Below are 24,107 nucleotides of genomic sequence, written 5' to 3'. Positions count from 1 at the left end.
TCCGGCGGAAGAGCCGGGCTATTTGGAGAATTGCTTCAGATAAGCAATGACGTTGGCGATGTCCTCGTCTTTCTTGAGGCCGACAAACGCCATCTTGGTTCCTTTGACCATCGCCTTGGGATCGCGAAGGTAGGTCGTCAGCGTGGCTTCGTCCCATTTAACGCCGGATTTTCCGGCCTCGGTCATAGCCTTGGAATAGCTGAACCCTGGATGCGTGCCGGCCGTTCGGCCGATGACGCCGTTCAAGGACGGACCGATCTTGTTCTGATCCTTGTCCGCGATATGGCAGACCTTGCATTTGGCGAAGACCTTCTCACCCGCCGCGGCATCCTGTGCCCGCGAGGGGCCGGCAATGACGGTGGCGACGGACATGATGATGAAAAACACAATGGCACGCATGGCATTTCCTCCCTGATCGCCAATTTGCCCTGGCTGACCTGCACAGGCCGACATTTAGTCCGCTCGCATGCGCTCTTGAATGGCAGAACGGATATCCAATGCCTGGGGTTGCGGCACCTACATACCACAGAACCCGGCCGGCAGGTAGAGTTCGGCCATGCAAAGGTTTAATGCGGACAATCTGCTCAAGGCAATTTGGTGTTGCAGCTGGCGGCGATCCGGCCGATCGCCTCTTCAACTCCGGTGAGGTCAAACTCGGCTTTGCCGCGCCCCGACAGCAGCCCGAACCGCCAGGACAGCAGCAGCCGGTCCGCGGAAATCAGTCGCCTGATGCCGTCGGCACCGTCGCGGACCAGCATTCTGCTGCGCGGGCCGACCGACCAGCTTTCGTTGAGCTTGCCGGATTGGCCGACAGTCACCGACATGGCGATGGTTCGGCTGGCGGAAACGGTGTCGCTCAGTTGCAGCCATTCGCTCCAACGCGGTTCGCCGGCTGTCCGGCAGGCGATCGTCAAAACCGGGCTGTAGCTCAATGCGCCGCCACCGGTGATGAGCTTGTTGGTCGCGTAAAGCGAGGCGGTGACAAGGCCATCGCTGCTCTTGTCGAACCGCCAGTTGTCGAGAACCGTATCAGCCTGGGCAATGCCGCAGACCGACGCAAGCAGGAACGCCGCCGCCACGCTTCCGATACCGAAGAACTGTCTCAACGATGCCTCCAACAACCGCTGCGGTCAGCAACCCAGCGCAGATAATCATCAAAGCTTCATATCGCTACCTCGACCGCCAGATGCGTGAAATCCGTTGCGTCTGCGCCACAACGAAAAAGGCCGCCTCGAGAAGGCGGCCTTTCGGAATTCAGCAGGGACGTTATTCAGCGTCCTTGGCGGCCTTCTTCTTCGGCGCGGCCTTTTTCTTCGGCTCTTCAGCGTCGTCGTCGGCCTTCTTGGTGTCCGCTTTTTTCGCAGCCGCCTTCTTCGCCGGCTTGGCCTTGGTTGTCTCCGTATCCTCGTCGTCGGCCAGCAGCTCTTCCTTGCTGACCTTGACATCGGTGACCGAAATCTGGCCGAGCAGATGGTCAACCACCTTCTCTTCGAACATCGGCGCGCGCAACGTGTTCAGCGCTTCGGGATTATTGCGATAGAATTCGAAGGCTTCCTGCTGCTGGTTGGCCGGATAGCGACGCACCTGCTCGAACAGGCCGCGCTGCAATTCCTCGTCCGTCACGGTGACGCCGGCCTTCTCGCCGATTTCGGCGAGAACCAGGCCGAGACGCACGCGGCGCTCGGCAAGCCGCATGTATTCGGCACGCGCTTCTTCTTCCGTCGTCTCTTCGTCGGCAAAGGTGCGCCCAGCAGCTTCGAGGTCGCGGTTGACCTGGTTCCAGATGTTGTTGAACTCGGCCTCGACGAGCTTGGACGGCGCCTCGAACGAGTAAGCAGCGTCGAGCTGGTCGAGCAACTGCCGCTTGACTTTCTGGCGCGTTATCGAGCCGAACTGGTTCTCGATCTGACCGCGCACCACCTCGCGCAGGCGCTCCAGCGATTCAAGGCCGAGATTTTTGGCCATCTCGTCGTTGATCTCAAGCGCACCGGGCTTCGACACTTCCTTGATCGTCACGTCAAAAGTGGCTTCCTTGCCGGCCAGATGCGCCGCCTGGTAGTTTTCCGGGAAGGTAACCGTGACCTGCTTCTCGTCGCCGGCCTTGCTGCCGACCAGCTGGTCCTCGAAGCCGGGGATGAATTCCTTCGAGCCGAGCACCAGCGGCTGATCGGTGCCGGCGCCGCCGCCGAAGGCTTCGCCGTCGATCTTGCCGACATAATCGATGGTCACGCGATCGCCCTCGGCGGCCTTGCCGGTCTTCGGCTCGTAAGTGCGGGCGGATTCAGCGACACGCTTGACCTGCTCGTCGATCTCTTCATCCGGCACGTCGAACACCTGGCGCGTCACCTTGATGTCGGAGAAATCCTTGATCTCGATCGGCGGAATGACCTCATAGTTCAGGCGGAACTCGAAATCGGCACCGCCTGCCAGGATCTTCTCGGCTTCCTTCTCGTCCTCGGTCATGATCACTTCAGGCTGCATGGCGGCCTTTTCGCCGCGCCCGGTGATGATCGAACGGGTCGAATCATTGAGAATCTCGTTGACCACTTCGGCCATGAATGATTTGCCGTAGACCTTGCGCAGATGCTGCACCGGCACCTTGCCGGGGCGGAAGCCGTTGATGCGGACCTTGTTCCTGGCGTCGGAGAGCCGCGCCATCAGCTTGGCTTCCATGTCACCGGCCGGCACGGTGATCTTGATCTCGCGCTTGAGACCGGAGTTGAGCGTTTCGGTGACCTGCATCATAAAACCTTTGTTTCCACCAATGAGGCCGTCAAACGGCCCCTGCCGTTTACAGCCTGCCGGTATGATCTTGCCGGGAATGGCTTTTGGTGCGGGACTTGGCGATCTGTCCGCTCAACGCGGCACAAATCCTCCAGAAATACGCTCCAAAATGTGAATAAGTCTTTGTTTTTCCTACTTCTTATCACATTCTGCAGAAGCGGATCGTCGCGTCCCGTCACATTCGACACGCCTTTTGTCACAGGCGCGGCCGATTTTCAACCATCTTTGCATTCCGGCCAATGATGCCGATGTGGGCTCTGACATTGACAGAATGATGGCTACATGGGATTGGCCGGGCAATGCGGATGTGGCGGAATTGGTAGACGCCCTGGATTTAGGTTCCAGTGCCGAAAGGCGTGGGGGTTCGAGTCCCTTCATCCGCACCACCCTTCGCTCTTCGAGCTGCAGGTGGCAGGCCACTCGAAGCTCCTCCGAAGCCTTGGCGAAGGAGGATCATTGCCAAGGCCGTAGCGCGATCTAGTAAAGCGGCTCCTCGAACAGTGTCTTGTCGCCATCCACCAGCGCCTTGATCTGCGCCGTGCCGTTCGCCGCAATCGCCACCCGGATGCCGAACGGCCGCACCCGCATGTCGTTCTGGATCGCCATCCCCTCGCCTTCCGGCAGATAGAAGCGCTCGATGCCGTAATCCGGCGCGATCGTCGTTGCTCCCTGGCTGATATTCCAGCCCTCGGAGACGTGTCCGACGATATCGGCTTCATCGGATGCTGCCGGCGCCGGCGCTTGCCCGAACCAAGCCGCGGTCGGCCCCCAATAGCCGTCGGCGCCCTGCTTCAGCCTGACCACGATCGACGTTTCCTCGCTGGAAAGCTTGCCGGCCGGAATGTTGCCGATCAGCTTCACCGGTATGCGCGAAATATCGTAGCCGAGCAGAATGTAGTCACCGCGCAAGAGATCGCGCGGATCGATCGGCTCGACCCTGAGCAGGACCTGCTTGCCATCGCGCAGGATCGCCGCGCGTCCGGCGATGATCCAGCTCAGAAAGCCGATCTGGACGAGCGCCAGGACCAGCGCCGAGAGGATCAGTCTTTTGCCGGTCATCATGCCGCCGCTCCTGTCATGTTCGAGGCGTTCATGCGCTTTTCTATGCGGATGATAATGAAAGCAAGAACGGCGAGAAGCACCGCCGCCGCAAGGAAGAAGCCTGCCGTGTCGAGCATTGATTGCAGCATCACCACATAGATGATGGCGAGTTCGAAGGCGAAGCCCGCATAGGCAACCCAGCGCAGTCCCCGGCTCTCGCGGCCGCCCAGCACGATCGCCGCGACGATGCCGGCCAGCGCAACAGCCGAGGCAATGGCGAAGCCGCTATTGTAGCTGCTTTCATCCGCCAGTTCGAATTGGATCATCGCCAGGCCGGTGAGAAAGCCGATCAGCGCGTGCAAGGGCAACCTGCCGCCGAGTTGCAAAACCCTCTCGACCGGCCCGGCAGCAAAGATCGCAGCGGTAAAAAGCAGCACCGACGCGGCAACGAGCGGGATGGCGACTTGCAGCGTGTCGTATTCCATGGCCAACAGCACGAGGTAGAAAAGCACCGACAGGATGATCAGGTGGCGCGCCGCCTGGCTGCGCGTCCAGAACGAAACGGCGAACAGAATTAGCGCCATGACCACGAAGAGATGCGGAAATTCCGTGCGCCGGAAGTAGTCGAACCCTCTCAGGAACAGCCAGGCATCGGCGATGCCGACAGCAGCGACGGTCAGCGGGTTTGAGCGCAGCGCCACCGCCGCCAGCGCCGTGCCGGCGCCCCAGGTGATCAAGGCCGAGGCCTCGTCGCCCGACAAATGATACATCTGGCCGATCAGCGCGATCGATCCGCCGAACGCTGCTGCCGCGACGATCCACAGCGCCTCGCCGATCGCCGCATGGTCGCGCATCTTCAGCACCGCGCCGCCGACATAGCCGGCAAGGATAACGGCAAAAAGTGCCGCGACCCGCACCAGCCGCGGGATGACTTCCCAGTTGGCGGCGATAAAGATCAGGATAGCCGCGCCGAACAGCAGCGCCGCCATCATCGCCAGGATCGAGCCGAAACTCAGCGATTTGCGTTCGTTTGCCTCGACGTCGCGCGTCAGCGCATCGGCTGTCGGCGCGTCGATCAGGCCGGCCTGTTGCCATCGTGCGATATCCGACCTGACCCGTGACGAATAGCTCGCCATGCCCCTCCCCCTTTGCTTGGTCCTTTTAGCTCGTCCGGCCAAGCGTTTGACCTAACGGCATTTTCCGATCTGGGCGGAAAGCCGGACGCGCGTTAATGCTGCATTGCACAATTTGCATTGCTGCCATGCACCAATAGCGCTTTTAAATCGATATGACCCCACCTATTTTCACGGTGCACACAAAGACGGAATGATCCGAAAGAAAGACGAAACGAGACTACCATGAACCTGATCCGCAACTATCGCAACTGGCGCCGCTATAGGGACACCGTGTCCGAGCTGAACCGCCTGAGCACCCGTGAACTGACCGACCTCGGCATCAGCCGCAGCGACATTCACTACGTCGCCCGCAAGGCGGTCTAATCCTTCGGGCCGCAAATGGTCCGAACCAGTTTTGAAAAGAGAACGACAATGAACCTGATCCGCAACTATCGTAACTGGCGCGTCTACCGCGAGACGGTTACCGAGCTGGGTCGCTTGTCGAATCGCCAGCTCAACGATCTCGGCATCGTCCGCGACGAGATCAAGATGGTCGCTCGCAGGGCGATCTAACCACAAGAATTTCGCCAGGGTCGACCTCCTCCCCGACCCTGACGAATACGGTCAGCCTTCACCTCCTCCCGAGGGTTGACCACAAAAACGGCGCCCGCCGGACCTCCTCCCTCGGCGGGCGCTGTTTCCAGGTTGTTTCTAAAAAGGGTTTCGCGCCCTTTCAAATGGCGAAAAGAATTTCGTCAAAGCCGACCTCCTCTCCGGCGATGACGAATACGGTCGATCTTCACCTCCTCCCGAGGATCGACCAACAAAACGACACCCGCCGGACCTCCTCCCCCGGCGGGTGTTGTTGTTTTGGGGCGGCTTCCCCCGTCAGCCATTCTCCCGCGTGGCAATTGCAATCCTTGCGCCAAGCGACTATTTCGGCGCTCATGGACAAGAACCCCATTCACGTTATCGGCGGCGGACTTGCCGGCTCCGAAGCCGCCTGGCAGGCGGCCGAAGCCGGCGTTCCCGTTGTCCTGCATGAAATGCGTCCCGTCCGCGGCACCGATGCGCACAAGACCGACGGGCTGGCCGAGCTCGTCTGTTCCAATTCCTTCCGCTCCGACGATGCGCAAACCAATGCCGTCGGCCTGCTGCACGCCGAAATGCGGCTGGCTGGTTCGCTGATCATGAGCGCCGGCGATGCTCACCAGGTGCCGGCCGGCGGTGCGCTGGCCGTCGACCGCGACGGGTTTTCCGAAGCGGTGACCAGAAAGCTCGAAGCCCACCCGCTCATCACCATTCGGCGCGAGGAAATGCCGGGCCTGCCGCCGGCGGATTGGGACCAGGCGATCGTTGCCACCGGCCCGCTGACCGCGCCTTCGCTCGCCCAATCGATTGCGGAAGCAACCGGCGCCGACGCACTCGCCTTCTTCGATGCCATCGCGCCGATCGTCCATTTCGACACGATCGACATGGATATCTGCTGGTTCCAGTCGCGCTACGACAAGGTCGGCCCCGGCGGCACCGGCAAGGATTACATCAACTGCCCGATGGACAAGGAGCAGTACCTTGCCTTCGTGCAGGCGCTGGTCGACGGCCAGAAAACCGAATTCAAGCAATGGGAAGGCACGCCCTATTTCGACGGCTGCCTGCCGATCGAGGTGATGGCCGAGCGCGGCGTCGAGACATTGCGCTACGGGCCGATGAAGCCGATGGGACTGACCAATGCGCATAATCCGTCTGTAAAGGCGTATGCCGTCGTCCAGCTCCGCCAGGACAATGCGCTGGGTACGCTCTACAATATGGTCGGCTTCCAGACCAAGCTGAAGCACGCCGAGCAGGTGCGCATATTCCGCACCATCCCCGGGCTGGAAAACGCCGAATTTGCCCGCCTAGGCGGCCTGCACCGCAACACCTACATCAATTCGCCGACGCTGCTCGACGCGTCGCTGCAGTTGAAGTCGCGACCCGGCCTGCGCTTTGCCGGCCAGATCACCGGCTGCGAGGGCTACGTCGAGAGCGCCGCCATCGGTCTGCTTGCCGGGCGCTTTGCCGCCGCCGAAAGGCTTGGCCACGCGCCGTCGCTGCCGCCCTTGACCACCGCCTTCGGCGCCTTGCTCAACCACATCACCGGCGGCCATATTGTCTCCGACGACGAGCCGGGAAAGCGCTCCTTCCAGCCGATGAACGTCAATTTCGGTCTGTTCCCGCCCGTGGACGCGCCAAAGATCGAGGGCAAGCGGCTGCGCGGCAAGGACAAGACGGTTGCCAAGCGGCATGCGGTAACATCGCGCGCGCTCGCCGACTGCCGCGAATGGCTGGGGCTGCCTTTTCGGGCGGAAGCGGCGGAGTAGCTCCCTGCTTGCGGATTGCGCGGCGCAGAAGTAGGATAACATCCTACTTTGTATCGCGAGGCCAAATTCTATGGAATCCGCTGAGAAACTGTCAATCACCGTAACGCCCGCCATGGCGCGTATGATCCGCGAAAAGGTTGAAGACGGCTCCTTCGGTTCGGCCAGCGAAGTCATCCGCGCAGCGCTTCGCGCCTTCCAGCGCGAGGAGGAAGAACATGCCGAGCGCATGGCCTCGATCAGGGCCCGTGTAAAGGCGTCGATCGAGGATACGAGGCCTGGCTATACCGGAGAAGAGGTGCGCGATCATCTCCGAGGACTGTTTGCTCGGTATTCAGGCCGCGCTGATGATTCAGCGGCTTGAGGTCGACTACCGTGAAACCGCCAGAAACGATTTGGCTGACATTTTCAAGCACATCATCGAGGCCGGCGGAAATCCGGACATAGCGCTGAAATTCGTGCTTCGAATCGAAGATCGCTGCCGAAGCATCGGCAATGCACCGCGTGGCGGCCGGCCGCGCGATGACATTGCACCAGGGTTGCGAACGGTGCCGTTCGAGCACTCGGCTATTATCGCCTATGTTGTCAGCGACGATCTTGTTCGCATCGTCAACATCTTCTACGGCGGTCGCGATTATGAGACGCTGATGCGCGATGGCGGATCGAGTAATCCATCGTGATGAAAAACTACTCGGCCGGGGCAATGCTCGCCGCCTGCAGTCCAGGCTTGGCGGCCTCCCCGGACTTCCTCATTGGTCATCAGCATTCATGCGGCCGGCCAGCCTCGCGTCGCTCGCCGGAACAAAAGCCAATGCCGGCGCAGGATGGAGAGCCGAGCCATATCCTTGAGAGGCGGGCGGCGGGCAGTCTCCATCTTGTCGAGATAGGCGCCCGACAGAGCCAGCGGCAGAAAGGCCGGGCGCAATGAAACCGGTAAAGCGGACGCTCCCCACTCGAAGGCGGAAAGATGCTCCCGTGCCAGAGCGATCATCGCGGCAACGGCGCGTTCCGCGCCCGGCCCGCCGTTGCCCGTAACGAATTCTTGCGGCGAGGATCCCGCCGCCGCCAAAATATCGGCCGGGACAAAGCACTGTCCCCGCTTGCGATGCAGCGGCAGCAGAAGCAGGAGACCGGTCATCGCCTGCGCACAACCTGCCCTGCCGGCAAGTTCGGCAAAGCGTGGTGCTTCGACCGGATCGAGCACGATCGCCGCAAGCTGGATGAGCGCGGCGGCAGTCTCGCCGCAATAGCCTTCGAGGTCGGTGCGCGACGGCATCGGGTCGTCATAGAGATCGAAGATGCGCGCTTCGAGCATATTGTCGAAAGCGGCCTTGGGCAGGCGGTGAGCGGAAATAGTCGCCCTCAGCGCGTCCGCCACGGGATGGCCGACCTTAGTCGGATCCTCTTCGGCGGCGATGACGTCTCGCCACCATTGCAGCCGCACCTCGCCCGGCAGCGCTTCGCGGATGCGATCGCGTATGCCGGCAATTTCGGCGTTGAAGGCATAGAGCGAAAACAGCGCGTCCCGCTTGTCTTCGGGCGCGTAGAGCGCGGTCAGATAGCGGTCATGATCGGCGGCGCGCACCGTCTCCATGGCGACTTTGGTGTTTTCGGCCACGTCAGTCGACGGCGATGAGTGCTGCGGCCACGGCGCGGTTTTCCGCCAGCAGCACATTGTAGGTCCGCACAGCCGCCCCGGTCGACATCGGATCGGCGGAAATGCCGGCGTCCTTCAGCGCGGCACGCAGCGCGGTCGGCAACGGCCTCAGATCCTTGCCGCTGCCGACCAGCAGGATCTCGACCTTGGCGGCCTCGTCAAACAGCTTGGTGAAATCCGCCGCCGTCAGCGCCAGCGGATCGGCCGGTTCCCAGCCATAGATGCCCGAAGGCAGGCACAGCAACGAGCCGCGATGCGACATATCGGCAAAGCGGAAGCCGCCATTGCCGTAAGCTTCGATCGGCGCGCGGCCGGGGAAATGCGCCTCGCGGATGACGATGCCTTTGGCCACTAGTGGTCCGATTCTAACTGGCGCGGCAAGCCGTGCGGCAGGCCGTCAGGTGGCTATGGCTTTGCCGCCGCCCACCGGCTTTTCCTCGTCCGACGCTGTGGCCTGCGGCCGCAACTTGAACAGGATAAGCAGCGGCGCGGCGATAAAGATCGACGAATAGGTGCCGAACACGACGCCGAACAGCATCGCCATGGTGAACGAGCGGATCACCTCGCCGCCGAACAGCACCAGCGCCAGCAGCGCCAGGATCGTCGTCACCGAGGTCAGCGTCGTCCTCGACAGCGTCTCGTTGATGGCGTTGTTCAGCAGTTGCGGCAGCGGCATTCGCTTATATTTTCGCAGATCCTCGCGAACGCGGTCATAGACGACGATCGTATCGTTGAGCGAATAACCGATGATGGTGAGAATCGCCGCCAGCGACGACTGGTTGAATTCGAGGCCGGTGATGACGAAGAAGCCGATCGTCATGACCACGTCGTGAACGGTCGCAACGATGGCGCCGACCGCGAACTGCCATTCGAAGCGGAACCAGACATAGATCAGGATGCCGAGCAGCGCGACCAGCATGGCAATGGTGCCTTGCTTGGCAAGCTCGCCTGAGACCGTTGGCCCGACCACTTCGACGCGGCGGAAATCATACTGGTCCTGCAGCTCGCCGCGCACCTTGTCGATGACGGTCTGCTCGGCGTTCTCGCCGCCCTCCTGCGTACCGACGCGGATCAACACGTCGTTCGGCTCGCCGAACTGCTGAACCTGCACCTCGCCGATATTAAGTTCCGTCAGCCTGCCGCGGATGTCGGCCAGATCGGCATTGCCGGCCTTGGACTGCACCTCGATCAGTGAGCCGCCCTTGAAATCGATGCCGTAATTGATGTCGATGGTCATGAAGCCGATGACCGACAGCACCGAAAGCACGCTGGACAGTGTGAACGTCCAGCGGCGGATGCCCATGAACGGAATTTTCGTGCCGGGTGGAATGAACGTCACTGGCGCCCGCGGCAACTCCTTCGGACGGGCGCGGCGAAGCCAGATCGACACCAGCAGGCGGGTGAAGGTGAAGGCGGTGAAGACCGTGGTCAGGATGCCGATGGCATAGGTGACGGCAAAACCCTTCACCGGCCCGGTTCCGAGCCAGAACAGCACCACGGTTGCGATCAGCGAGGTCACGTTGGAATCGACGATGGTCGCCAGCGCCTTGCTGAAACCGGTATCGATCGCCTGAATGACCGAGCGGCCGGCACGTCGCTCCTCGCGGATGCGTTCATAGATGAGGACGTTCGAATCGACCGCCATGCCGATGGTCAGCACGATACCGGCGATACCAGGTAGGGTCAGCGTCGCTCCAAGCAGCGACAGCAGCCCGACGATCATCGCAACATGCACCGCCAGCGCGATGTTGGCGAGGAAGCCGAGGAAACCGTAGGCGACGAACATGAACGCCACCACCAGGATTGACCCGATGATGCCGGCGACCTTGCCGGCATGGATGGAGTCCTGGCCGAGGCCAGGGCCAACCGTGCGCTCCTCGATCACGGTGAGGGTCGCCGGCAAAGCGCCGGCACGCAGCAGCACGGCGAGGTCGTTGGCGCTCTCGGCAGTAAAATTGCCCGAGATTTGGCCGCTGCCGCCAAGGATCGGTTCGCGGATCTGCGGCGCCGAAATCACCTGATTGTCGAGGATGATGGCGAACAGCTTGCCGACATTCTGCGATGTCGCCTGGCCGAACCGCGTCGCTCCCCTGGAATTGAAGGTGAACGAAACCACCGGCTCGTTGGTCTGGGAGTTATAGGTCGCACTCGCTTTGTCGAGGTCTTCACCCGAGACGATGACGCGGTTCTCGATCAGATAGGGAACGGGCGGATCGTCCTGCGAATAGAGCACCGAGGACCCCGCCGGCGGGCGGCCCTTGAGCGCATCCTGCACCGGCATCGACTGGTCGACCATCTGGAAGGTCAGCTTGGCGGTCTGGCCGAGGATCTCCTTCAGCCGCTGCGGATCCTGCAGGCCCGGCACCTGGACCAGAACGCGATCGTCGCCCTGCCTTTGCACGATCGGCTCGGTGGTGCCGAGCTCGTTGACGCGGCGACCGACGACCTCGATCGACTGCGTCAGCGCCGCCGAGGTGCGGTATTTGATGCCGGCATCGGTGACGGTGAACTTGAGCAGGCCGGGCTGGGATTCATCCAGTGTCATCTCCCGGATGGAGCCGCCGCTGAACAGGCCAGCTTGCACCGGATCGGTTAATGTCTTCAACGCATTCTTGGCGGCATCGACCTGATTGGCATCGGTGATACGGACCTGAACGCTGCGGCCCGATCCGGAAAGGCCGGTATAGCCGACCTTGGCATTGCGCAGCAGCGTTCGAATTTCGTCGCGCGTCGTCTCCAGCTGGTCCTTGATCAGATCGTTCGGATCCATCCTGAGCAGGATGTGCGAGCCGCCCTGCAGGTCGAGGCCGAGCGTCATCTGCCGCTTCGGCACCCAACTGGGCAGTTGGGCCAAGGTGCTTGCCGAGAAAAGATTGGGCGCAGCGAGGACCACCGTGGCGGCCACGGCCAGCCAGATCAGGATCATCTTGAAGCGCGAGAAATAGAGCATATGGCGTCGTCCGTCAGGGCGTACTGGCGGATCGTTCCGCCGACAATTCGGTTATTTCTTGGCGTTCTGGTTCGCCACCGGCTCGCCCTTGACGCGCACGTCGGCAAGCGTCGAGCGCAGCGCCGTCACCTTGGTGCCGCCGCCAAGGTCGATCTCGAGCTCGTTATCGTCGATCACCTTGGTTACCTTGCCGACCAAGCCGCCACCGGTGACAACGGTGTCGCCGCGGCGAACCGCCGCCAGCATCTCGCCGCGCTTCTTCAGCTGCGTGCGCTGCGGCCGGATGATCAGAAAATACATGATCACGAAAATCAGAGCAAACGGCACGATCTGGATAAACATTGCGGACGAGTCCCCGCCGATGCCTTGGGCGTATGCCGGTGTCACGAACATCGAGGTACTCCTGAATTTTAAAAACAGCCGCCTTAACCGTTCTGGGAATTTGACGGCCCCGCCAAATTTGGCCGGAATATAGTCGGTAACGTTGCCAATGCAACTGCGCGGCCGGGCAAATCGGCTGCTTTTCCAGCCTGGTGAGCCGTGTTAGAGGGTGATCCCCAAAAGCGACGCTCGGTTTCCGCAAAAGATCATGCCCGAACAAATGCTTGGGACGAGTTTCGAAACCGCTGAAATCAGGTAGGTTGGCCTGCCGCACCATCCTGAAAGCGAAACAAAAAAGACAAGAGATGACCGACAGTACCATCGATATCCTGAGCCAGAAGCTCGACCGCCTGATCGAGGCGGTCGCCCGCCTCGCCCCGCCGCCGGTGCCGCAAACCAACCTCGGCGAGGCCGATTGCTTCGTCTGGCAGGCCGATCCCGGCTATCTGGAACCGGTGCGCAAGGTCAACCGCGTCGACATCGGCCTGATCCGCGGCGTCGACCGCGTCCGCGACATATTGGTCGACAACACCGAGCGCTTCGCCTCCGGCTACGCCGCCAACAACGTGCTGTTGTGGGGCGCGCGCGGCATGGGCAAATCGTCGCTGGTCAAGGCGGTGCACGCCGCGGTCAACGCTTCGGCCAAGCTCGACCTGCCGCTCAAGCTTATCGAGATCCATCGCGAAGACATCGACACGCTGCCGAAGCTGATGGGACTGCTGAAGGCGGCACCCTTCCGCTTCATCCTGTTTTGCGACGACCTGTCATTCGACCATGACGACACGTCCTATAAATCGCTGAAGGCAGCGCTTGAAGGCGGCGTCGAGGGCCGCCCGGCCAACGTCATCTTCTACGCCACCTCGAACCGGCGGCATCTGTTGCCGCGCGACATGATCGACAATGAGCGCTCGACGGCGATCAATCCGTCCGAAGCGGTCGAGGAAAAGGTTTCGCTGTCGGACCGTTTCGGCCTGTGGCTTGGCTTCCACAAATGTTCGCAGGACGAATATCTCGACATGATCGAAGGCTATGTCCGCCATCACGATCTCGCCATCGATCCCGAGACGCTGCGCGCCGAGGCGCTGGAATGGGCGACGACGCGCGGCAGCCGTTCGGGCCGCGTCGCCTGGCAGTTCACCCAGGATCTGGCAGGCCGGCTCGGCAAATCGCTGAAGGATTAGCCGCTCAAGGACTAACAGCAGAAGAAGCCCGCACCTTGCGGAGCGGACTTCCTCGGCGGGCTGAAGGTCAAGTGGCCCGCAAATCGCTTTCGTCTTCTATTCGAGATAGGTCGAAGGATCGACCGGCGCCGAGTTCTTGCGCACTTCGAAATGCAGTTTCGGCGAGTCGGTGGTGCCGCTCATGCCGGACAGGGCGATTTCCTGGCCGCGCTTGACCTTTTGGCCGCGCTGCACCTCGATCGAGCTGGCGTGGCCGTAGACAGTGACCAGACCGTTTTCGTGCCGCACCAGCACCGTGTTGCCGAATTCCTTGAGGCCGTCACCGGCATAGATGACGACGCCGTTTTCAGCTGCCTTGACCGGCGTCCCCTCGGGCACGGCAATGTCGACGCCGTCCTTGCCGCCGCCGAAGCTTGAGATCACGCGGCCGCGCACCGGCCAGCGCATCTTGCCGATGCCCGTTGCGTCCGGCGCCACCGCATCGTCGTCCTCGGCCTGCTGGATGACTTTCGCGTCCTTCTTTGGCGGCGTGTAGGAGGCGAGCGTCTGCGTCGGCGTGGCCTTGGCAGGCGGCTGGGTGGTGGCCGTCGTCACCGGATCGACCTTTGCCGGCTTCGCACTGGCGACGACAGCGGTTCCGCCTGCCGGCACTTTCAGGGTCTGGCCGATCTTGAGCAGTCCATCCTGCATGCCGTTCGCCTGCTTCAACGCGACGACGCCGACGCCGGTCTTTCTGGCGATGGCCGACAGCGTATCGCCTTGCTGAACCGTGTAGGTGCCGCCAGCACCGGCTGGCTTGGCCGTCGCCGAAGCCACTTTGGGCGCGGTCTTTCCATCCTTCGGCTGGCTTGCGGCAGCCGAGGCGTCCACCTGCGCGGCAGACTTGCCTTCCCTGAGCTTCGGCTGCTGCGGCAGCACGGCCACCTTCTCCGGCGCGTCGGCCGGCTGGTCGTGCCTGGTGCCGTTCGCGGGCTTGGCGTCGGCGACTTTCGGCGTGGCGCCGTTGCTCGAATACGCATAGGCCGGGATGACGAGCTTCTGGCCGGTCTTCAGCCCCTTGGTCGCGCTCAGCCCGTTTACTTTCATGATGGCATCGGCCGGCACGCCGTAGCGCCGTGACAGGCCGGAAATGGTCTCGCCGTCCTTGACGACGATCTCGGTTGCATGCGGTGCGCCGGCGGCCGTCGCCATGCGCGGCGCGTCGGGCTCGGCGTTCTTGAACGGCCTTGCCGCCGGAGCGACGGTGCCGGTTGCCGTCCTGTCGACACGAGGAGCGGCAGGCGCCAGGGTCGGCGCGGCAGCGGTACGCACCGGACGGGCTGCGGGTGCCAGGGCGGGAGCCGGCGGTGGCAACTGCTGTCCCGTAACCGGTTCGAGGCTTGAGCGGCTGACCGACTGGGTGTGGCTGCCGTCGATCGGCGCGGCCGCAACATCGCCCGGATAGGGCTGGGCAGCATCCTGCTTGTCGATGATGGCGCGCTGGTTGTTGGTCGAGGCGGTGAACACGTCATCGACGCTGTTGAACCGCGCCACCTGGGAACTACACCCCGTCGCAGCGCCTGCGATCATGAGGACGGCGCAGCCACGCGCCAGATTGCGTCCGTTTGCCTTCAAAACACTGAATTGCATCGCACTAACCCGCACAGACCCGGTACAACTGAGTGTGATTAAAGCGCGTTAATGTTACCGGTCGGTTAAACTTGTAGAATCAGACGCAAATTTTCTTAAAATATTCGAGGATCGAGCGCCGGGTGTGTCGAGATTCAGGTCAGGCCGAGCCGAAAATGGTGGGTTCCGAGAACCGGAGCGGAGCGTACTTTTGGGTACGTGAGCACCGGCCTACGCCGGCCATAGCCTTAACTGCCGCGACCTCTTATGAATGCTTCGGCCGGCGAAGGCCGGAAGTGGAGGAAGCCGCCATTTGCAGGCCGGCCTAACCTGAATATCGACACAGCCTAGATCACCGCGGCGACACCGTGCAGGATCGGCTGCAGGCGCACCAGGCCGATATCCTCGCGTTCGAAGCGGCTGCCGACCTTGGTCAGCTTGGCCAGCACCTGCTCGCCTTCGTCGGGTCCGATCGGCGCGATGACGATGCCGCCGCTCGACAATTGGTCGAGGAGAAAGCGCGGCAGGCTGTCGAAGGCCGCCCAGGCGACGATGCGGTCGAACGGCGCTTCGTTGGCCAGCCCGTTGGAACCGTCCGCCTGGCGCACGATGACATTGCCGATGGCGAGCGCCTCGAGCCGCTGCCGGGCCTGTTCGGCCAGCGTCTTGTAACGGTCGATGGTGACGATCCGCGCGGCAAGCCGCGACATCACCGCCGCCGTGTAGCCGGACCCGGTGCCGATCTCGAGCACCCGGTTGCCCGGCTCGATGGCAAGTGCCGCGATCACCGCCGCCTGCAGGTCGGCGCCTTCGATGGCCTCGCCGCATTCGATCGGCAGCATACGGTCCGACCAGGCTATCGGGTGGAAATGCGGAGACAGAAAGCCGCGCCGCGGCGTCGCCTCGAAGGCGGCGATCAGCGCCTTCGGCACCGTCCCCCTGCCGCGCAGACGAAGCAGGAAGGCAGCGAAACCTTCGCGCTCGTCGACCGTTGCAGCGTGGTTCAAGTTCATGCGAGCGCCTTGGCCAGTTGATCGCGGATTTCATGCGCGGTGAGATCGAGCTGCAGCGGCGTCACCGACACCAGCCGATTGCGCAAGGCATGGAGGTCGGTGCCTTGCTTGCCCTCGACCGGCTCGCGGCCGAAGCGCAGCCAGTAGTAAGGCAGGCCGCGCCCGTCGCGCCGCTCGTCGACCCACAGGCTGTGGACCAGCTTGCCCTGCGAAGTGACTACAGTTCCGGCGATCTCTTCCGGCGCACAGTTCGGAAAATTGACGTTGAGCAGCACGCCGTCCGGCAACGGCATGGCGACGAGCTTTTCGAGCAGGGCCGGCGCCAGCGCTTCGGTCGTCTCGTAGGGAACGACGCGGTCCTCGCCGACATAGGAATAGGCCTGGCTGATGGCGATCGATCGCACGCCGAGCAGCGCGCCTTCCATGGCGCCGGCGACCGTGCCCGAATAGGTGACGTCGTCGGCGATGTTGGCGCCGGAATTGACGCCGGACAGGATCAGGTCAGGCGCTTCGGGCAGGATCTTCTTCACGCCCATGATGACACAGTCGGTCGGCGTTCCGCGCACCGCAAAGTGCTTTTCGCCGATTTTCCTGAGCCGCAGCGGCTCCGAGATCGACAGCGAATGCGCATAGCCGGACTGATCCTGTTCCGGTGCCACCACCCAGACGTCGTCCGACAGCGTGCGCGTGATGCGTTCGAGTGATGCAAGGCCCTCGGCATGGATGCCGTCGTCGTTGGTCAGAAGGATGCGCATGAGACCGCCTTTGCAGAATTGGATTGACGGCAGCGCTCTACGATACCCCCCTCTGTCCTGCCCTCTTTTCCACCGCTTGACATCTCCCCCTCAAGGGGGGAGATCGGCAATTCCGTAGCCGCCGCCTTCCTTGCTACGCCAACAGTTGGCGAAAGCTGTGATGACGGCGCAATCTCCCCCCTTGAGGGGGAGATGTCCGGCAGGACAGAGGGGGGCGCGAAGGAACGCGGGGCCGACAAGCTTGTCACTTCGATGATTCGATCTTTGCGAGACCGCCCATGTAAGGCCGAAGCGCTTCAGGAATGGTTACGCTGCCGTCCTCGTTCTGGTAATTTTCGATGACGGCAATGAGAGCGCGGCCGACGGCGGTGCCGGAACCGTTCAGCGTGTGGACGAAGCGGTTGCCCTTGCCGTCTTTGTCCTTGTAGCGGGCGTCCATGCGCCGCGCCTGGAAATCGCCGCATACCGAGCACGACGATATCTCGCGATAGGCATTCTGGCCGGACAGCCAGACCTCGATGTCGTAGGTCTTGCGCGCGCCAAAGCCCATGTCGCCGGTGCACAGCGTCACGGTGCGGAACGGCAGACCGAGCCGCTTCAGCACCTCCTCGGCGCATTCGGTCATGCGCTCATGCTCGGCAACCGAAGTCTCCTGGTCGGTGATCGACACCAGTTCGACCTTGTAGAACTGGTGCTGGCGCAGCATGCCGCGCGTGTCGCGCCCGGCCGAGCCCGCCTCGGAGCGGAAGCACGGCGTCAGCGCCGTATAGCGCAGCGGCAGTTTTTCGTGCGGCGTGATCTCGTCGCGAACGAGATTGGTGAGCGGCACTTCGGCGGTTGGGATTAGGCCAAGCCTGCCGTCCCCGTGCCGAACGAAGAATAAATCCTCCTCGAATTTCGGCAGCTGCCCGGTGCCGAAAAGCACCTCGTCACGCACCATCAGTGGCGGCTGAATCTCCTCATAGCCATGCTCGGTCGTGTGCAGGTCGAGCATGAACTGGCCGAGCGCGCGTTCCATCCGCGCCAGGCCGCTTTTGAGCACGGTGAAGCGCGAGCCGGAAAGCCGTGCTGCCCGCTCGAAATCCATCATGCCGAGCGCTTCGCCGATCTCGAAATGCTCCTTCACCCAGTTCGGCCGCGTCGGCACCTCGCCGACGACGCGCTTGACGACGTTGTCGTGCTCGTCCTTGCCGACCGGTACGTCGTCGAACGGCACGTTTGGCAGCACTGCCAGCGCATCGTTCAGCGCCTTGTCGAGCTCGCGCTCGCGCGCCTCGCCATTCTGGATGAAGGCCTTGATCTCGCCGACCTCGGCCTTCAGCCTTTCGGCAAGAGCTGCATCGCCCGAGCGCATGGCATTGCCGATCTCCTTCGATGCGGCGTTGCGGCGTTCCTGCCTGGTCTGCAGCTCGGTCAGATGCTCGCGCCGCGCCTCATCCGCGGCGATCAGGTCGTCGACCGTGGACTGCGCATCCCCGGCCGACCACGAGCGCTTCTGGAGCGCTTCGACAAGGGCCTTCGAGTTGTCGCGAATCCATTTGATGTCAAGCATGGTCTGTTCGTCCTCGGCACGGCGGTTTCGGGGCAAGGAAATGCCCAAAACAAAGACCAGAGGGCGTAAACCGCATCCCTGATCGATGCAAGATGTCAAGCCGAGTTCCTTCGCGCCCCCCTCTGTCCTGCCGACATTGATGTCGGCAGCACTCGCAACATTTGGTCGAAAGGAATCTGAACCAAAAAACCCGCCTCAGTGGGCGGGTCCTCGGCGCCGAATCAGCACCATACCCAAATTAATAGCATAGCTGCCGGCACAAAGCAAGAACAAAATACGACAGTGCCGGCGAAAGACCACTCGCCCCCAACTACGTCGAAGACGCGTCTGCCGGCTTTTCGGCCACCTCTTCGGTGGCGTCCTGCTTTTCGCGGGCCACACGGTCGCGCTCCTTGCTGCGTTCGATCAGCCGGGCCGACCAGATCGAGACCTCGTAGAGCAGGATCGTCGGAATGGCGAGGCCGATCTGGCTCATCGGGTCGGGCGGCGTCAGCACCGCCGCCACCACGAAGGCGATGACGATCGCCCATTTGCGCTTCTCGGCCAGGGCCGTGGACGACAGCATGCCGACCCGCGTCATCAGGCTTGTCACCACCGGCAGCTGGAACACCAGGCCGAAGGAGAAGATCAGCGTCATGATCAGGCTGAGATATTCGGACACTTTCGGCAGCAGCGAAATCTGCACCTGGTCGTTGGTGCCGGTCTGCTGCATGGCGAGGAAGAACCACATCACCATCGGCGTGAAGAAGAAATAGACCAGCGATGCGCCCATCAGGAACAGGATCGGCGAGGCGATCAGGAACGGCAGGAAGGCGTTGCGCTCGTTTTTGTAGAGGCCGGGCGCGATGAATTTGTAGATCTGCGTGGCGATCAGCGGAAAGGCGATGACCATGCCGCCGAACATGGCGAGCTTGACCTGGGTAAAGAAGAACTCCTGTGGCGCCGTATAGATCAGCTCGACCTTGTGCGGGTCGAGCCCGGCCCATTGGGTCGCCCATCTGAACGGAATGACCAGAAGGTTGAACAGCCGCTTGGCGAAAAAGAAGCAGACCAGGAAGGCAACAAAAAAACCGCCAATCGACCAGATCAGCCGCCGGCGCAACTCGATCAGGTGCTCCATCAGCGGAGCCGACGATTTTTCTATCTCGTCCTTTTCCTTGTCCGAAACGCTCACTTGGCGGCTCCCGCCGTTTTCCTGGCGGCCGGCTTCTTCGTTGCTGACGCCGGCTTCTTCGCCGCTGACGACTGCGCTTTTTGCTCAGCTTTTGCGGCAGGCTTTGGCGCAGCGGTCTTTGCCGGCTTGGCCGGGACGGCGGCCGCGGCTTTCGCGGGCGCTGGCTTCTTCTTTGCCGCAGGTGCTTTTTTCGGCACGGCCGCTGCAGCCGTTTGCGCCTGCACTGCCGGCGCTACGACGGACTCGTCCGTCATCGCCGGAAAGATCGGCGTGGCCGGCGTCGGCTCCGGCGGGCTGACGCCCGGCATCGTCGTTGCGCCGTTCTTAAGCGGCTCGGCCGCCTGCTCCGTCGAAGCGGCGGCATCGACGGCCGGCTTGGGTTTCATCACTGCGTCGACGCCGGAACGGACGTCGGCGGCGGCCTGCTCGAATGGATTGAGCTGCTTCCTGATCTCGGCTGCCGGATTGAGGCTTCTCAGCGAATCGACCGACTTCTTGACGTCGTCGAGCTCGGCTTCCTTCAACGCATCGTTGAACTGCCGCTGGAAATCGGACGCCATGCTCCGCAGCTTCGCAGTTGTGCGGCCGAAGGTGCGCAGCATGTTGGGCAAATCCTTGGGCCCGACGACCACGATCATGACGATCGCGATCACCAGCATCTCGGTCCAGCCGACTTCGAACATGGCTATACGTTCCGACTCAAGTTTTGGCCGACTAAAGTTTTGGGCTCAGCTTTTGCTGGCCTTTTCCTTCGGTACCGAAACGGTTTCGTCGGAACGGTGTTCGACGGTGCGCTTGTCCTCGGCTGTCTCGTCGTCGGCCATGCCCTTCTTGAAGCTCTTGATGCCCTTGGCCATGTCGCCCATCAACTCGGGGATCTTGCCGCGGCCGAACACCAGCAGCACGATCACCAGAACGATCATCCAGTGCCAAATCGAAAATGAACCCATAGCAAATCTCTCTCGAACGGTTTCCCAGACGCTGATCTATGCGCTTTCGGGTTCGGATTCAAACAGAACTGCGACAGAGTTCATGAATGAGTGGCCGAAGTCACGCACTTTCGGCACGGCGGCCCGCTACCAATCGGCGCAGTTCCATCCTGCCTGTGGCTTTAAGATGGCGCTCGGCTCAATCTTCCGTGACGCGCGGCGTCAAAAGGCCGAGTTCTTCGAGGTCGATGTCGGTCAGCGGATCCTCGTCGTCGGTGAGCGCATCGGGGTCGGCCGGCGGCAGCGGCACCGAGAAATTCGACGGCATGCGGCCGGACAGCAGCCCGGCACCTTTCAATTCCTCCATGCCGGGGAGATCGCGGATCTCCTCCAGCGCGAAATGGTCGAGGAAAATGTCGGTCGTGCCGTAGGTGACGGGACGGCCGGGCGTGCGGCGCCGGCCGCGCATCCTCACCCATTCGGTCTCCATCAGCGTGTCGAGCGTCCCCTTTGAGGTCTCGACGCCGCGGATGTCCTCGATCTCGGCGCGCGTTACCGGCTGGTGGTAGGCGATGATCGCCAGCACTTCGAGGGCAGCGCGGGACAGCTTGCGCTGCTGCACCGTGTCACGGCTCATCAGGAAGGCGAGGTCGCCGGCGGTGCGAAACGCCCAGGCATCGCCGACGCGCACCAGATTGACGCCGCGCCGCGCATAGATCTGCTGCAGTTCGGCCATTGCCGCGGCAATGTTGATGCCGTCGGGCAGTCGCGAAGTGAGCTGTTTTTCGCTGACCGGCTCGGCGCTGGCGAATACGATCGCCTCGGCCATCCGTACGGCCTCCGCCATATGCAGCCGCTCGCCAGGATTCCGCGACAAATTCTGCCCCTGATTTTGTGCCGGGTTTTCGGCGACCGCGCCTTGCTCGGCATCGTCGTCGACCTTGAACGGAATGACCGAAGCGTTGGCGCGTTCGCTCATGGTGTTACCTCGACTATCTTGATGGCCTGGGCGCGGCCGCGCAGATAAAGCGGCGCGAACACCTGGTCCTGCCGCATTTCCATCTTGCCTTCGCGCACCAGTTCCAGCGTCGCCGCAAACGAACTGGCAACCGCGGTGCGCCGCTCTTCCGGGCCGGCCAGATATTCGACCAGGAAACTGTCGAGCGCCGTCCAGTCGCGCAGCGACCCGATCAGCCTGGTCAGCACGTCGCGCGCATCCTTGAGCGACCACACGCCGCGCCTGGCGATCGTCACATTGGTTATTGCCTGCTTCTGGCGCTGCTGGGCATAGGCGGTCAACAGGTCGTAGAGCGAGGCCGAATAGGCATTGCGCTTCTCGACGATGACCATTTCCGGCATGCCGCGTGCAAACACGTCGCGTCCGAGCCGGTTGCGGTTGACCAGCCGTGCCGCCGCGTCGCGCATCGCCTCCAGCCGCTTCAGCCGGAACTGCAGCACTGCCGCCAGTTCCTCGCCGCTTTCGCCTTCGTCGCCGGGCTGCTTGGGGATCAGGAGCTTCGACTTGAGAAACGCCAGCCACGCCGCCATCACCAGATAGTCGGCGGCAAGCTCCAGCCTCAGCGCCCTCACCTTCTCGACGAAGGCCAGATACTGTTCGGCCAGCGCCAGGATCGAGATGCGCGACAGGTCGACCTTCTGATTGCGGGCAAGATGCAGCAGAAGATCGAGCGGACCTTCGAAGCCGGCCACATCGACGACCAACGCCGGATCGCCGGTCAGCCGAGAATCGTCGTTCTCGGCCCACAAGCGGTCCATCGGTGCGGCCTTGCCGGCCTTCAGGTCCAATGTTTCCGCCACTTCGCTTCCTTTGATGCTAGGCCACCGCGTCGAAATAACTGGCAAATTCGGCCCGAATCTCGGTCTCGTCCGCCACGTCACGGTTCCTGATATAGGTCAGCGCCCGCTCCGCGCGCTCAAACGACTTGCCTTCCAGCCCGGTCGTGCGCGATGCAATGCCGGCCATCTCCTCGAACACGCCGTTGCAGTGAAGGACCAGATCGCAGCCCGCCGCAAGGATAGCGGCCGCCTTTGACGGGAAATCCCCAGAAAGTGCCTTCATCGAGGTGTCGTCGCTCATCAACAGCCCGTCGAAGCCGATTTCGCCGCGGATGATCTTTTCGATGACCTTGCCGGATGTGGTGGCCGGGTTCTTCGGGTCGATCGCGCTATAGACGACATGCGCCGTCATCGCCATCGGCAAATGGTTGAGCTCCCTGAACGGGGCAAAATCATGCCGCTGCAAGTCGCCGATCGAGGCGTCGACGGTCGGCAGTTCGAAATGCGTATCGGCGAAGGCCCTTCCATGACCGGGAATATGCTTCATCACCGGCAGCACGCCGCCCGCCATCAGGCCTTCCGCCGCGGCGCGACCCAATTCGATGACGGCGCGCGGCTCCTTGCCATAGGCGCGCGCGCCGATGACGTCGCTGGCGCCCTCGATGGGCACGTCGAGCACCGGCAGGCAATCCGCCGTGATGCCGTAGCGCAGCAGGTCGAAGGCATGCAGCCGCGCCATCAGCCATGCGGCACGGGTGCCGGCGTCATGGTCGTCGCGCCACAAGGCGCCGAGTGCACCGGCAGCCGGATAGTTCGGCGCCAGCGGCGGCCGTAGGCGCTGCACCCGGCCGCCCTCCTGGTCGATGAACACCGGCGCATCCGCACGCCCGACGCAGTCGCGCATGGCGGCCACCAGATCGCGGATCTGCTCGGTCTCGCCGATATTGCGCGCAAACAGGATGAAGCCCCACGGGCATTCGTTGCGATAGAAACGGATCTCGTCGCGGGTCAGTGATTTCCCGGCGCAGCCGAGGATCATGGATTTTGATTCGGTCATGCGGAACAGTTTAGAGCTTCGCGCCGACAAAGGGAATCGCCCGCAATTGCCTTCAGAGGTTTCCGTTCACGCAAAAAAGCCGGCGCGGACGCCGACTTTTCGAGAGGTTTTGGTGCCTAGTGGGACACGAAGCAATTGCCGCCGGCAGCCTTGTAGCTGGTGCACAGTTTGATCGCCTCGTTGCGAGACTGCGCCGGAACGCGGACGCGGTAGAAGGTGCCCTTGCCGGCGATCTCGGCCTTGACGATGTTGGCGGTGCGGCCGGAAAGCACGCTGCCGTAGCGGCGCTGCAGATCCTGGTAAGTCGCCTGGGCGCTTTCGACTGTCGGCTGCGAAGCGATCTGTATCGACCACGAACCAGCCCCGGCCGCGGCCGGATCGATGGAAGCAACCTGATCGGGCTTGACCTCGCCAACCACATCGACCGGTTGGTCGGACGGACGCTGCGGCGCCACCGGAACCGTGGCCGGGGTGCTGGCGGACTGCTTGCTGGCTGACGGCTTAGCTTCAGCCTTTGTGTCGGGCTTGGGCGCCGGCTGCAGCTTGGAGGTTTCGGCCTGATCGCCGCTCGCCTGGTCGCCACTCGGCTGGTCGCCAATCTTCGGATCACTTGTGATTTGGTCGATCAGGGGCACGGTGCCGGTCTGCGCGGCGGGGGGGGGGGGGGGGGGGGGCGGGCGCGCCGGGGGGCGGGGCGGGCGCCCCGCCGGCGGGGGCCGCGGCCCCGCCCGGCGCGGCCGGCGCGGCCGGCCGCCGCCC

At 62.7% G+C, this 24,107-nt stretch carries 26 protein-coding genes and 1 tRNA gene; 7 read left to right on the top strand and 20 right to left on the bottom strand.

All coding sequences use genetic code 11. From position 1 onward, the window contains the following. Positions 1 to 18: 18 nt before the first annotated feature. From NKI67_RS26850 to tig, 3 genes are all read right to left on the bottom strand, one after another. Entirely contained in the window at positions 19 to 372 is a 354-nt protein-coding gene (locus tag NKI67_RS26850) for a c-type cytochrome (RefSeq protein WP_502894605.1), read from the bottom strand. Positions 373 to 584: 212 nt separating this feature from the next. Next, entirely contained in the window at positions 585 to 1,106 is a 522-nt protein-coding gene (locus tag NKI67_RS26845) for a hypothetical protein (protein WP_023678909.1), read from the bottom strand. A 160-nt stretch (positions 1,107 to 1,266) separates the two neighbouring features. Beyond that, complete coding sequence (tig, locus tag NKI67_RS26840; RefSeq protein WP_023678910.1) at positions 1,267 to 2,742, bottom strand: trigger factor; 1,476 nt, start codon at positions 2,740 to 2,742, stop codon at positions 1,267 to 1,269. A gap of 343 nt (positions 2,743 to 3,085) precedes the next feature. Between tig and NKI67_RS26835 the strand changes: the two genes are divergently transcribed. After that, a tRNA-Leu gene (locus NKI67_RS26835) sits at positions 3,086 to 3,170 on the top strand. 91 nt (positions 3,171 to 3,261) lie between these two features. Here NKI67_RS26835 and NKI67_RS26830 read toward each other — a convergent pair. Both NKI67_RS26830 and NKI67_RS26825 read right to left on the bottom strand, forming a co-directional pair. Continuing rightward, positions 3,262 to 3,846: a GDYXXLXY domain-containing protein gene (locus NKI67_RS26830; protein WP_352647788.1), complete on the bottom strand. Its 585-nt coding sequence runs from the start codon at positions 3,844 to 3,846 to the stop codon at positions 3,262 to 3,264. Beyond that, on the bottom strand, positions 3,843 to 4,961 hold the full coding sequence (locus NKI67_RS26825) for a DUF2157 domain-containing protein (protein WP_352568847.1): 1,119 nt from the start codon (positions 4,959 to 4,961) through the stop codon (positions 3,843 to 3,845). Before NKI67_RS26825 ends, NKI67_RS26830 begins: the two co-directional genes overlap by 4 nt. A 222-nt stretch (positions 4,962 to 5,183) precedes the next feature. Between NKI67_RS26825 and NKI67_RS26820 the strand changes: the two genes are divergently transcribed. The 5 genes from NKI67_RS26820 to NKI67_RS26800 all read left to right on the top strand — a co-directional run bounded on the left by NKI67_RS26820 (position 5,184) and on the right by NKI67_RS26800 (position 7,974). Continuing rightward, the gene (locus NKI67_RS26820) at positions 5,184 to 5,324 is read left to right on the top strand and encodes a DUF1127 domain-containing protein (protein WP_023678913.1); all 141 of its coding nucleotides are present in this window, start codon (positions 5,184 to 5,186) and stop codon (positions 5,322 to 5,324) included. 48 nt (positions 5,325 to 5,372) lie between these two features. After that, positions 5,373 to 5,513, top strand: a complete 141-nt coding sequence (locus NKI67_RS26815) for a DUF1127 domain-containing protein (protein ID WP_023678914.1) — start codon at positions 5,373 to 5,375, stop codon at positions 5,511 to 5,513. 374 nt (positions 5,514 to 5,887) lie between these two features. Further along, positions 5,888 to 7,297, top strand: a complete 1,410-nt coding sequence (trmFO, locus tag NKI67_RS26810) for a methylenetetrahydrofolate--tRNA-(uracil(54)-C(5))-methyltransferase (FADH(2)-oxidizing) TrmFO (protein WP_352647786.1) — start codon at positions 5,888 to 5,890, stop codon at positions 7,295 to 7,297. A 70-nt stretch (positions 7,298 to 7,367) separates the two neighbouring features. Continuing rightward, the gene (locus NKI67_RS26805) at positions 7,368 to 7,658 is read left to right on the top strand and encodes a type II toxin-antitoxin system ParD family antitoxin (protein ID WP_352454489.1); all 291 of its coding nucleotides are present in this window, start codon (positions 7,368 to 7,370) and stop codon (positions 7,656 to 7,658) included. Then, entirely contained in the window at positions 7,642 to 7,974 is a 333-nt protein-coding gene (locus NKI67_RS26800) for a type II toxin-antitoxin system RelE/ParE family toxin (RefSeq protein ID WP_198023610.1), read from the top strand. The genes NKI67_RS26805 and NKI67_RS26800 overlap by 17 nt, the downstream gene beginning before the upstream one ends. 86 nt (positions 7,975 to 8,060) lie before the next feature. Here the strand turns inward: NKI67_RS26800 and NKI67_RS26795 are convergent, their stop codons facing one another. The 4 genes from NKI67_RS26795 to yajC are packed head-to-tail and all read right to left on the bottom strand — an operon-like array spanning position 8,061 to position 12,294. After that, entirely contained in the window at positions 8,061 to 8,888 is an 828-nt protein-coding gene (locus NKI67_RS26795) for a phytoene/squalene synthase family protein (RefSeq protein ID WP_023678918.1), read from the bottom strand. A gap of 25 nt (positions 8,889 to 8,913) precedes the next feature. Further along, positions 8,914 to 9,303, bottom strand: a complete 390-nt coding sequence (locus NKI67_RS26790) for an Mth938-like domain-containing protein (protein ID WP_352647784.1) — start codon at positions 9,301 to 9,303, stop codon at positions 8,914 to 8,916. Between the two features lie 45 nt (positions 9,304 to 9,348). Beyond that, the gene (secDF, locus tag NKI67_RS26785) at positions 9,349 to 11,901 is read right to left on the bottom strand and encodes a protein translocase subunit SecDF (protein ID WP_352647782.1); all 2,553 of its coding nucleotides are present in this window, start codon (positions 11,899 to 11,901) and stop codon (positions 9,349 to 9,351) included. Positions 11,902 to 11,952: 51 nt separating this feature from the next. After that, positions 11,953 to 12,294: a preprotein translocase subunit YajC gene (gene yajC, locus NKI67_RS26780; protein ID WP_023678921.1), complete on the bottom strand. Its 342-nt coding sequence runs from the start codon at positions 12,292 to 12,294 to the stop codon at positions 11,953 to 11,955. A 293-nt stretch (positions 12,295 to 12,587) separates the two neighbouring features. Between yajC and NKI67_RS26775 the strand changes: the two genes are divergently transcribed. Next, on the top strand, positions 12,588 to 13,463 hold the full coding sequence (locus tag NKI67_RS26775; RefSeq protein ID WP_023678922.1) for an ATP-binding protein: 876 nt from the start codon (positions 12,588 to 12,590) through the stop codon (positions 13,461 to 13,463). A 96-nt stretch (positions 13,464 to 13,559) separates the two neighbouring features. On the opposite strand, the gene NKI67_RS26770 is transcribed toward NKI67_RS26775, so the two are convergent. From NKI67_RS26770 to NKI67_RS26720, 11 genes are all read right to left on the bottom strand, one after another. Beyond that, positions 13,560 to 15,092 (bottom strand): peptidoglycan DD-metalloendopeptidase family protein, encoded by a 1,533-nt coding sequence (locus tag NKI67_RS26770; protein ID WP_023678923.1) that lies wholly within the window; start codon positions 15,090 to 15,092, stop codon positions 13,560 to 13,562. 326 nt (positions 15,093 to 15,418) lie between these two features. After that, positions 15,419 to 16,084 carry a protein-L-isoaspartate(D-aspartate) O-methyltransferase gene (locus NKI67_RS26765; RefSeq protein ID WP_023678924.1) on the bottom strand — a complete coding sequence of 222 codons (666 nt, stop codon included), beginning with the start codon at positions 16,082 to 16,084 and terminating at the stop codon, positions 15,419 to 15,421. Next, complete coding sequence (gene surE / locus NKI67_RS26760) at positions 16,081 to 16,839, bottom strand: 5'/3'-nucleotidase SurE (RefSeq protein ID WP_352647779.1); 759 nt, start codon at positions 16,837 to 16,839, stop codon at positions 16,081 to 16,083. Before surE ends, NKI67_RS26765 begins: the two co-directional genes overlap by 4 nt. A 244-nt stretch (positions 16,840 to 17,083) precedes the next feature. After that, the gene (gene serS, locus NKI67_RS26755) at positions 17,084 to 18,391 is read right to left on the bottom strand and encodes a serine--tRNA ligase (RefSeq protein WP_352647776.1); all 1,308 of its coding nucleotides are present in this window, start codon (positions 18,389 to 18,391) and stop codon (positions 17,084 to 17,086) included. Positions 18,392 to 18,701: 310 nt separating this feature from the next. Then, a complete protein-coding gene (gene tatC, locus NKI67_RS26750) occupies positions 18,702 to 19,565 on the bottom strand; it encodes a twin-arginine translocase subunit TatC (protein ID WP_023678927.1) in 864 nt (287 codons plus the stop codon). After that, positions 19,562 to 20,248 carry a Sec-independent protein translocase protein TatB gene (gene tatB / locus NKI67_RS26745; RefSeq protein ID WP_352647774.1) on the bottom strand — a complete coding sequence of 229 codons (687 nt, stop codon included), beginning with the start codon at positions 20,246 to 20,248 and terminating at the stop codon, positions 19,562 to 19,564. The genes tatC and tatB overlap by 4 nt, the downstream gene beginning before the upstream one ends. A 45-nt stretch (positions 20,249 to 20,293) precedes the next feature. Then, complete coding sequence (locus NKI67_RS26740; RefSeq protein WP_023678929.1) at positions 20,294 to 20,515, bottom strand: twin-arginine translocase TatA/TatE family subunit; 222 nt, start codon at positions 20,513 to 20,515, stop codon at positions 20,294 to 20,296. Between the two features lie 178 nt (positions 20,516 to 20,693). Beyond that, positions 20,694 to 21,473, bottom strand: coding sequence for an SMC-Scp complex subunit ScpB (gene scpB, locus NKI67_RS26735; protein ID WP_352451389.1), 780 nt, complete (start codon positions 21,471 to 21,473; stop codon positions 20,694 to 20,696). Continuing rightward, a complete protein-coding gene (locus NKI67_RS26730; protein ID WP_023678931.1) occupies positions 21,470 to 22,270 on the bottom strand; it encodes a segregation and condensation protein A in 801 nt (266 codons plus the stop codon). The genes scpB and NKI67_RS26730 overlap by 4 nt, the downstream gene beginning before the upstream one ends. 58 nt (positions 22,271 to 22,328) lie before the next feature. Further along, positions 22,329 to 23,348: a beta-N-acetylhexosaminidase gene (gene nagZ / locus NKI67_RS26725; protein WP_254818318.1), complete on the bottom strand. Its 1,020-nt coding sequence runs from the start codon at positions 23,346 to 23,348 to the stop codon at positions 22,329 to 22,331. 116 nt (positions 23,349 to 23,464) lie between these two features. Then, a complete protein-coding gene (locus NKI67_RS26720; protein WP_502909364.1) occupies positions 23,465 to 23,983 on the bottom strand; it encodes an SPOR domain-containing protein in 519 nt (172 codons plus the stop codon). Positions 23,984 to 24,107: the final 124 nt, after the last annotated feature.

Source organism: Mesorhizobium sp. M0408 (assembly GCF_040321495.1).
In the GTDB taxonomy this organism is placed as follows: domain Bacteria; phylum Pseudomonadota; class Alphaproteobacteria; order Rhizobiales; family Rhizobiaceae; genus Mesorhizobium.
The sequence above is the reverse complement of the archived record's forward strand: the minus strand, read 5'-3'. Positions and strand labels throughout refer to the sequence as shown.